8 protein-coding genes are annotated in these 9334 nt (G+C 66.5%); all 8 read right to left on the bottom strand.

The window, feature by feature from the left end:
* A partial coding sequence (locus BR07_RS0118715) for an NAD(P) transhydrogenase subunit alpha (RefSeq protein ID WP_155957105.1) occupies positions 1–1077 on the bottom strand: 1077 nt, incomplete at its 3' end.
* A gap of 555 nt (positions 1078–1632) precedes the next feature.
* On the bottom strand, positions 1633–2640 hold the full coding sequence (locus BR07_RS0118710; RefSeq protein ID WP_027506727.1) for a sugar phosphate isomerase/epimerase family protein: 1008 nt from the start codon (positions 2638–2640) through the stop codon (positions 1633–1635).
* Positions 2637–3776 (bottom strand): Gfo/Idh/MocA family protein, encoded by a 1140-nt coding sequence (locus BR07_RS0118705; RefSeq protein WP_027506726.1) that lies wholly within the window; start codon positions 3774–3776, stop codon positions 2637–2639. Before BR07_RS0118705 ends, BR07_RS0118710 begins: the two co-directional genes overlap by 4 nt.
* Positions 3777–3857: 81 nt before the next feature.
* The gene (gene iolC / locus BR07_RS0118700; RefSeq protein WP_027506725.1) at positions 3858–4853 is read right to left on the bottom strand and encodes a 5-dehydro-2-deoxygluconokinase; all 996 of its coding nucleotides are present in this window, start codon (positions 4851–4853) and stop codon (positions 3858–3860) included.
* The gene (locus BR07_RS0118695; protein ID WP_027506724.1) at positions 4850–5755 is read right to left on the bottom strand and encodes a hypothetical protein; all 906 of its coding nucleotides are present in this window, start codon (positions 5753–5755) and stop codon (positions 4850–4852) included. Before BR07_RS0118695 ends, iolC begins: the two co-directional genes overlap by 4 nt.
* Entirely contained in the window at positions 5752–6720 is a 969-nt protein-coding gene (locus BR07_RS0118690) for a cyclase family protein (protein WP_027506723.1), read from the bottom strand. The genes BR07_RS0118695 and BR07_RS0118690 overlap by 4 nt, the downstream gene beginning before the upstream one ends.
* A gap of 106 nt (positions 6721–6826) precedes the next feature.
* Positions 6827–7702 (bottom strand): Gfo/Idh/MocA family protein, encoded by an 876-nt coding sequence (locus tag BR07_RS0118685; protein ID WP_027506722.1) that lies wholly within the window; start codon positions 7700–7702, stop codon positions 6827–6829.
* A gap of 91 nt (positions 7703–7793) precedes the next feature.
* The gene (locus BR07_RS25470) at positions 7794–9302 is read right to left on the bottom strand and encodes an APC family permease (protein WP_051613568.1); all 1509 of its coding nucleotides are present in this window, start codon (positions 9300–9302) and stop codon (positions 7794–7796) included.
* Positions 9303–9334: the final 32 nt, after the last annotated feature.

Here is a 9334-nt window from a genome sequence, read left to right as displayed (position 1 = left end):
CTTCGCGAGGACCTCGTCGGTGAAATCGGGGGCGAGGGCACCGGCATCGTCGAGCATCAGTTCGATCAGTGCCGAGATGTTCTTCGAGTACAGCTCACTCGCGTGCTCGGGCATCGTCGCCGGCAGATTCAGCGGCGAGGCGATGATGACGTCGTTCTTCACCACCGTGCGACCCGGCTCGGTGAGCTCGCAGTTGCCACCGGTCTCCCCCGCGAGGTCCACCACGACACTGCCCGGTCGCATCCCCGCGGCAGCCGCCGCGGTGACCAACTTCGGCGCCGGACGACCCGGCACCAGAGCGGTGGTGATGACGACGTCGAACGTCGAGATCGCCTTCTCCAGCGCCGCCTGCTGCTGGGCACGCTCGTCCTCGGTGAGCTCACGGGCATACCCGCCCTCACCGGCGGCGTCGATCCCCAGATCCAGCCACTGCGCACCGACCGACCGCACCTGATCGGCGACCTCGGGACGCACGTCGTACCCGGTGGCGCGGCCACCGAGACGCTTCGCCGTCGCCAACGCCTGCAGCCCCGCCACACCCACACCGAGCACCAGCACCGTCGCCGGCTTCACCGTGCCCGCCGCGGTGGTCAGCATCGGGAAGAACCGCGTCGACTCCGACGCCGCCAGCAGCACCGCCTTGTAGCCGGCGACGTTGGCCTGCGAGGACAACGCATCCATCACCTGCGCGCGAGAAATCCGCGGGATTGCTTCCACCGCGAAGGCCTGCACGCCCGCAGCGGTCAACTCCGGAATGATCGTGTCCGCGTTGCGCGGCGCGAGGAAGCCGACGAGCGTCGATCCGCGGCGCAGCTTGCGCACCTCCGCAGACGACGGCGGCGCCACCTTGACCACCACGTCGGCGCTGTACGGATCGCCGATGCTCGCACCGGCGTCGACGTACAGCTGATCGGGGATCAGAGCGCTCAGACCGGCACCCGCCTCCACCACCACGCGCACACCCTTGCCCGTCAGCGCGGCGACCACCTTGGGGACCAGCGCCACCCGGCGCTCCCCCTCGTTCGTCTCACGCACGACGCCGACCAGCGTCCCTGCTTCTCGAGAATTCTCCACCAAGTGTTCGACTTTCTGTGTTCGCGTCCTGGACAGGAAGTGACGCGGCCGCGAGCATTCGCGCTGTCTCGTGACGTCATCGGTCGCGGTGAGGTGTTGCGCTCCGCGGACGTGTGCCTTTCGAAAGCACCGCCTGGTAAGTCGTCCGAAGCTAGTCGTGCCGGGACTACCCGATCGACCTGAGACCGTCTTTCACCGACAAAAAAGTCTGCGCATCAGAGTATTTCGACGTTCTCCACGCGGGGATCGCTCAGGTCGTGCGGGCACATCTCGGACGGCCGGACCGAAACATGAATGCCCGACCGTCGTGTCGGGTCGATCGCTCATGAGTGTGTCCCGGCGTTGTTGTGCATCGCGAGCTTCGAGAGCGCGCACGAGGGTGACGATGATCGCGTCTTCGTAAGCCATCGGTAGGGCTCCTTCGTGGGTGGGAAGCGCAACTGGGACGCCCATACGCGCGACGACGTTGTAGCGCTACGACGTCGCGAGCACACCGCGGACGCCCGGCTCAGGAGCATCGAGTGCTGCTGAGCCGGGCGAGGTTCGGGGTCGCCGGGGTCAGTTACCGGACAGCTCGCGGAGGTAGTAGTCGATACCCTGACGGATCTCGCGCTGCGGATCCGGCGACATGTCGATCTCCGCGACCGCCCATCCGCTCCAGGCGTTCCGGTCGAGGATCTGCGTCCACCGATGCCAGTCGACGATCCCGTCTTCGGACCCCATGACGCGGAAGTACTTGATCATCTCGTCGTGGCGAGCCATCGGGGGCCCGCTGAGTGTGTGTGGCGGTAGATGCAGTGCGCAGTCCTTCCAGTGCAGAACCGGGGCACGGGAGGAGTGCTTGTCGATGACAGCGAGTGGGTCACCGCCGTCGAGTGCGATGTGGCCGGCGTCGATGCACAGCTTCACCTTCGCCGGATCGGTCCGAGTCATCAGAGCGTCGATGTCGGCGGTACGCGAAGCCAGCGAGTACGCGTCGGTGTGCACTGCGACGTGCAGGCCGGCGGCCGCGGCGACATCACCGATGCCGTCGAGCTGATTCGCGATCGCGTCGAGTAGGTCGACGTCAGCTGGCGCGTCGAACTTCTCAGCATCGGCCTCGACACCGGCGACGTCGGAGAACTCCGCCCGCGGGATCGTGCTTGTCACCAGTGTCGGGCAGCCCACTGTGCGCAGGAATTCGGCGTGCGCCGCGGTGTCCTCGTGCAGTGCGCGCTCGGCGTCGCGCCGCGATTGTGCGTCGGGCGCATCGAGCACCGCCTTGAGCAGCACCGGCAGCACGTAGCTCGACGACATCGTCAGACCGCGGGTGTCGAGTTGCTTCTTGAACGCTGCCGCCGTTCCGTAGGAGCGCAGTGCATTGACCCATCCGCCGGGAGCGGGTGCGAGCTCGATGCCACTCAGACCTGCATCGGCGGCGCCGTCGAGCATTCGATCGAAGTACGGTCTCGGGTCGGCGTCGACCTCACGCTCGAACGCGTCGTGCGGGAGGTCGGGCTCCATGCCCCAGAACGAGGATCCGAAGTAGGTGACGAGGTCTGTGCTCCACCGCAGCGTCAGGCTCATGCTGTGACCTCGTCGACCTTGACCCACTGGTGACTGTCCGCGGAGCGCATGACCGCCTCGATGACTCGCTGTGTGCGCGTGGCGTCGGCGAAGCTCGGCGAACCGGGGCGTCCGTCGACGATGGCCCGGACGAACTTCTGCAGTTGCAGGGCGGCGTCGTCGACGTATCCCGAGCCCATGCCTCCGAGGGGGTACCAGTAGTCGTCATGGTTCTCGTTCAGCGTCACGGTGCGGAAGCCCTGCTGGTCGGCGGGGTCGCCGACGAGGCTGAGCTTGATCTGATCGGAATGGTTCCAATCGAATTCGACCGTGCCGCCAGTGCATTCGAGTTCGAAGAACATGCGGTTCTTGCGACCGGACGCGTACACGGTGGCGGCGAACGAGCCGATCGCACCGTTGGTGAATTTGGTCATCCACAGCGCCGCGTCGTCGAGGTATTCACCTTCCCTGCGCTCTGCGTCAGGGAGCCAGGCGGAATCAGGGGCGGGATCTTTCGCGCCGATGATGGCGGTGACCGAGTCGATGTCGCCGACGAGGTAGGAGGCCAGGTCGATGATGTGGGAACCGATGTCGCCGGTCACTCCGGATCCGCCGGCACCCTTCTTCGCGCGCCACCCGCTCAGGACACGCCCGAGTGCGCCGACGTCCTGCGTGTAGTGGGCGCGGAACTGCAGCGGATGGCCGAGGATGCCGTCGTCGAGCATCCGCTTGACGAACGTCATGGCGGCGGCGTGCCGGTAGTTGAAGCCGACCTGACTGATGGTCGTGCCGGCTTCGGCTGCGGCCTGCATGAGTTCTGCATCGGCGAGATCGTTGCTGATGGGCTTCTCGACGAACACGTGCTTGCCGGCGGCGAGTGCTGCGATGGCGATCTCGGCGTGCGACGCCGGCGGGGTGACGATGTCGATGACATCGATGTCGTCGCGGGCGACGACCTCTCGCCAGTCAGCGGATCCTTCGTTCCAGTTGAGTCGTTTCGCCGCGGCGTCGGCTCGGTCCTGGTCTGCTTCGACCAGCACTGCCTTGCGGATGGTGGCTCCGGTGTCGGCAGTGATGGGCGCCAGTGCCCATCCGAGGCTGTGGGCGTATCCCATGAATCCGCCGCCGCCGATGATGGCGACCCTGATCTCGGTCATGTCTGTCGTTCTCCTTCAGCGCACCTGCCGGTCGAGGGGTCGGTGCGGAATCGAAAATGAATAGCTAGGGCTGTGACGTGGTCATACGGACGAAGTGGTGCCCGAGGCCTGTTCGGCCGCGCCTGCTGCGAATGCGGTGAGATCGGCCAAGTTCGGCATGGCCAGTGAGCACTGCGGCCGTGTGGCGACCAGCGCGCCGGCCGCGTTCGCGAGGTCGAGAGTGTCCTGGAGTGTCAGTCCGTGAAGCAGACCGTGGCACAGTGCGCCCCCGAACGCGTCTCCCGCGCCCAGCCCGTTGACGACGTCGACGGGAATGGGCCGGGAGACTGCTCGTTCGGTGCGTGTGCGTGCCATGACGCCGTGGGGTCCCATCTTCACGATCGCCAGTTCGACACCTCGTTCGAGGAGGGCGTCCGCGGCGCGGTCGGGGTCGGACTCTCCGACCGCAACCCGGCATTCTTCGAGGTTTCCCACGGTGATGGTGACGTGGTCGAGTGCCTCGGACACAGCGGTGTGAGCGTGTTCTTCGTTGTCCCAGAACATCGGTCGGTAGTCCAGGTCGAGAACGGTGTTCGGTCGCCGACCGCGCGTGCGCCAGGCGGCGTAGTGCGCGGATCGGCTCGGTTCGCGGGACAGCCCGGTCGCCGTGGCCCAGAAGATCGGCGCTCGTTCGATGGCGTCGAGAGGGAGGTCGCCCTCGTCGAGGTACATGTCGGGTGCGGTGGGTTCACGGTAGATGTACAGCGGGAAGTCGTCGGGCGGGAAGACCTCGCAGAAGGTCAGGACGGACTTCATTCCGGGCACGGATGTGATGCCGGTGTTGTCGACGCCGAGGCGTGCGATCTCGGTGCGGGCGTAGTCCCCGAAGGGATCGTCGCCGGTGCGGGTGACCAGACGCACCGAGTTTCCCAGCTGCGCCGCGGCGACTGCCACGTTGGTGGCGCTGCCGCCGATGGACTTGCTGAAGCTGCGGATGTCTGCCAGCCCGACACCGAACTGCTCGGGGTAGATGTCGATGCAGACTCGTCCGACGGCGACGACGTCGGGTACGGATGCGGCGGTGTTCGTGGTGCTCATGCGTGGCTCGCCCAGACTCGATCGGTGATCTTCTGCAGGTTCGCGGCTGCGTGAGCCCGCAGGTACTCCCCGGGCTCCGGAGACGCGGTGGCTTCGCTCCATACGGCCCGACCGGCGAGGAATCCGCTGGCGCCCCCGGTGACGGCGGCGGCTGCAGCGGCGGGGAAGTTCTCTCCGCTGACACCGGAGGACAGCACGACCCACGGGCACTGCAGCTGCTCTGTGATCGACCTGGCTGTGGCGGCAGCGAGCTCGCGGTCGAATTCGCTGGTGTAGACGACCTCCGTCTTGTACAGGTCCGGCTGGGTTACCGCCAGGTCCGAAGCCGCCATGATCAGCGCGTCGGCGAACCCCTCTGAGGTGGCTGTGTCGCCTTCTCTGGGGCGCACCACGCCTTCCAAGACACCCGGCAGGCCGATTTCTCGGCAGCGGGCCATGAAGGTGTGCGCGAGATCGATGGCTTCCGACCTGCGGGCGGGATGCCAGGGCAGGAGGAATTTCAGAGCCTTGGCGTGGAAGCGCTCGGCGGTCTCGGTGGTCACCGAGTCGTCGAGGACAGCGACGTCCACCGGGCCACCGGCCACACTGGAGGACAGGATGTCGGCGGCGAGGATGACCGGGCACCGTGAGTCGGTTGCGGCCTTCAAGCCGAAGTCCTGGTCGAGCAGTACACCGCTCGCGGCATCACCGACGGCGTCGATGACGTCGGCCTTGAAGGAGATCAGGTCGGCGTCGGTGACGTCGGCGCCGCCGCGTCCTGCGCTGAGCATGTGGCGCAGCGATCCGCGCTGGTCGACCGCGACCATCGTGAACAGGCCGCGCGCATCTCGGAAGACGTCGATCGGAGAGGTGGGCTCGGACTCGCCGGCGACGGCGGTAGCAGGACTGGAAAGACTGTTCATCGGATGACCACCGGGTTGACGGGGGCGCCGCTGGCGCCGGAGATTTTCAAGGGGGCTGCGGTGTAGAGGAAGCTCCAGCGCCAGTCGGCGGCGCAGGCATCAGCGAGATCGTCGAGTTGGCACAGCTCGGTGAAGGCAACTCCCAGGTTGCGCATCAGAGCGCAGTGCAGGGGAAGCTGCAGTCCGCCCGGGTAGAAGCTGAGCTCGTTGGCGATGGTGTCGGTGACGAGATTCGGGATCTCCATCTCCTGGAACCATTCGACGAGTTCGCGGCTGTAGACCAGGCCGGGCTCGTTCCAGTCGCGGTAGAACTCGTCGGCTGAGTTGCGGTAGTACGAGCCGATCCAGCCGGTCCGGATCATCAAGATGTCCCGCGGCTCGATGGTGACGTTCTGCGACGCGGCTACGCTGAGAAGGTCGTCGAGAGTGATCCGCTCGCCGCTGTCGAGTACGTCCTTGTCTCGTGCACGCGCCACGTCGATGAGGACCCCTCGTCCGACGACACCTTTCTCTGCGATCGGCAGCACCGATGCGCGTTCGAGTCTGCCGACCGTGGTGTCGGCGGAGTACCCGTTCCAGACCTGGTCGCCGTACCAGTAGTGCGCGAGCGCGTCGTACTGTGACGACCCTTGGGTGAACATGTCGATTCTGTCGTCCGCCCAGTGGTGACCGTCCGACGGTTCCGGTTCCTCGCCGCGCGCGAAGTACCCCTCGTCCATCACCGGTGTGCGCACCGCCGGCTCGCGGCCCGGCCACACCGGGTCGGGATGGTTCGGATCCCCGATGGGGACCTGCAGAGTGAACACCTCGCCGGTCTTGACCGTGCTGATACCGCGTAGTACCTGGGCGGCGTCGAGGTAGTTGAGGCTGCCGACCTCGTCGTCCGGGCCCCACTTGCCCCAGTTCTTCGGACTGTCGGGGCCGAGTAATTGTTCGATGGTGGTCGCGACGGTGTCGTCCGACATGGTGTTCTCCTTCGGTGCGTGTCGACGTCGGCAGATGAAACCGGAACCGGTGTCCGAGCCCGCGACGGCTCGTTGGGGCTGGGCCGTCGCGGGCTGCGGCTTCGACTCAGTTCGACGACGCCGCTTGTTCGAGCAGACGCTGGATGTAGAGGGCGCGGTGAACGTCGACCTCGTGAGAGACGCCGGACTTGACGACTTCGGCGAACTCGCGTCGGATCACGTTGGGCGCCTCCGGGTCTCCGTCCTTGCCGACGAACTCGCACTCGAGTTCGCCCTGCTCGGTGTAGACCTTGACGCCGGCGACGTCGGCGACGACGGGGCTGGTCAATGACAGTGCGGCCTGGCTGATCACGCCGTTCTCGTGAGTGGCGGTGAGGATGTACCAGCGCTGGGGGTCGCCCTCGCCGCGCACGGAGACGATGGGGCCGACAGCGGCGTCGAGGGTGTCGAGGACGTGCGGTCCGAGATCGAGGAGGCCGCCCTTCTCCACGCGCCACGGCGTTGCGAACGTTCCGCCCGGTAATGCCGCCTGGTTGACGTAGTAGCCGACGGCCCCGATCGGAGTCTGCGCGCGGGCTTGTTCGAGGAAGGTCCTGATTCGCGGGCTGAAGCGGTTGGTGAACATGACCTGTGTGGCTACGCCGGCCTCGTCGATCGCCTGTGTCAGTCTTTCCGCCTGAGCGAGGTCTACGCCGAGGGGCTTCTCGAGCAGCATGGGCTTACCTGCTGCCGCTGCCTGCGCCGCCAGTTCCGCTTGGATGAACGGGGGCACAGCGAACACCAGTGCGTCGACCGCTTCGAGCAGCTCTTCGAACGAGGTCGCGACGGTGGAGCCGAATTCGTCGGCGATCTCCTGTGCGGCTTCGGGGCGGCGCGCCCAGACTGCCGTCAGTTCGGTCTCGGGGCCGCCGGTGATCATCGGCGCGTGGAAGATCTTCGCCCACGGTCCGGCTCCTACCAGTCCTACCTTTACTGCTGACATCTCGTGTTCTTCTTTCTGTTGCGGTGACGGGTGGTCATGAGGTGGCGACGTGCGTCGACCGGGGAGCCGCCTCGCACGTCGCCGGGCCGCGTCATCGTGCGGAGACGGGTGTCTCCGTGGTCGGGTCGGCGTCGGCGTTGTCGCCTTCCGCGCGCCCGAGGCAGGCGTACAGATCGGGTCGGTTGCGCTTCATGTACTGCGCGACGGCGCAGCCGGCCACGATGAAGACGACCGGAATCAGCAACAGCCACAGCCGTTCTCCGGGCGCTCCGCCGACCAGCAGGTCGAAACGGACCAGGGCGAAGACGACGACGACGAGCAGGATCGCGGCGGCGATCAGGGGAGCGACGGTCACGCGCCAGGCGGTCTCGGAGGCGGGTCGTCCGGTACGCGCGAAGTAGCGGAAGACCGCGATGCTGACCAGGGCCATGAGGGTCAGGACGCCGGCAGTTCCCAGGCCGCTGCCGGTACCGATGAGGAGGGTCTCGTCGGAGATCAGGAGCGCGCCGAGAATCAGCAGGACTCCGATGATCGCCGAGTTGACGGCGGAGGCGCGGTACGGGGACTTGTGGGTGGGATGCACGCCGGCGAGATATGTGGGCAGAGCGTGGTCGGCGCCCAGGTTCTGCAGGTATCGGGCGACGACGTTGTGGGTGGAGAGCACGGAGGCCAGCGCGGAGGTGGCGACGAGGACGAGAGTGATGGTGGCGAGGCTGCTACTGACGTAGGTGGCCATGGCGTTGTCGAACATGGTCGTTGGGGCGTCGAGTGCCAGGGTGGTGGCCTCGGGGCCGTAGGCGATGATCAGCGAGTACGCCGAGATTGCGTAGAAGCCGCCGATCAGGAAGACGGCCAGGTAGGTCGCACGGGGGATCGTCTTGCGGGGGTTGCGAACTTCGTCGCGGTAGAGCGCGGTGGCCTCGAAGCCGATGAAGTTGCCGAACGCGAAGAGCAGCGCGAGGCCCGTACCGCTGTTGAAGAAGGTCGTCGCGTCCAGCGGTGCGGCGGACAGGCCTTCCTCGCCGCCCTTGGCGAGCACGAAGACGTTGAAGATCGCGACGAGGATGATTTCGAGGACCATGACGGTGCCCAGCACCTTCGCGGACAGTTCGATCTGGAAGTGGCCCAGGGCGGTGATAAGCACCCATCCCGCCGCGGTGCAGATCCACCACGGAATCGACGGGCCGCCCAGAGCTTCGATGGCAGCGGAGATCATGGTGCCGGAGAAGGTGTAGATACCGACCGTGATCAGCATGTACGAGACGGTGGCGAGATAGGCCCCGCCGACTCCGGTGGTCTTGCCCAGGCCGAGGGTGATGTAGGCGTAGAAAGCGCCGGGCCGGCGGATGTGCCGGGTCATCGTGGTGTATCCGACGGCGAAGATGGCCAGACCCACGGTGGCGAAGACCCACGCGAGTGGCGCTGATTCGCCGACGAATCCGATCGCGAACGCGATGTAGCCGGAGACGGTGACGATGGGTGCGGAGAACGCGAGGACGCTGAGAACCAGCGATGTCGCGCCCAGATTGCCCGACAGGCGGGTCGACGATGTGGTCGACCCGGCGGTGGACGCCCCGGAAAGATTGGATGCTTCGGTCACGGTGAGATCCCTCGTAGGTGGAGTGGGAGCGA

Source organism: Rhodococcus sp. UNC23MFCrub1.1, assembly GCF_000686025.1.
GTDB lineage: Bacteria > Actinomycetota > Actinomycetes > Mycobacteriales > Mycobacteriaceae > Rhodococcoides.
This window is presented reverse-complemented; position numbering and strand designations above follow the sequence as displayed.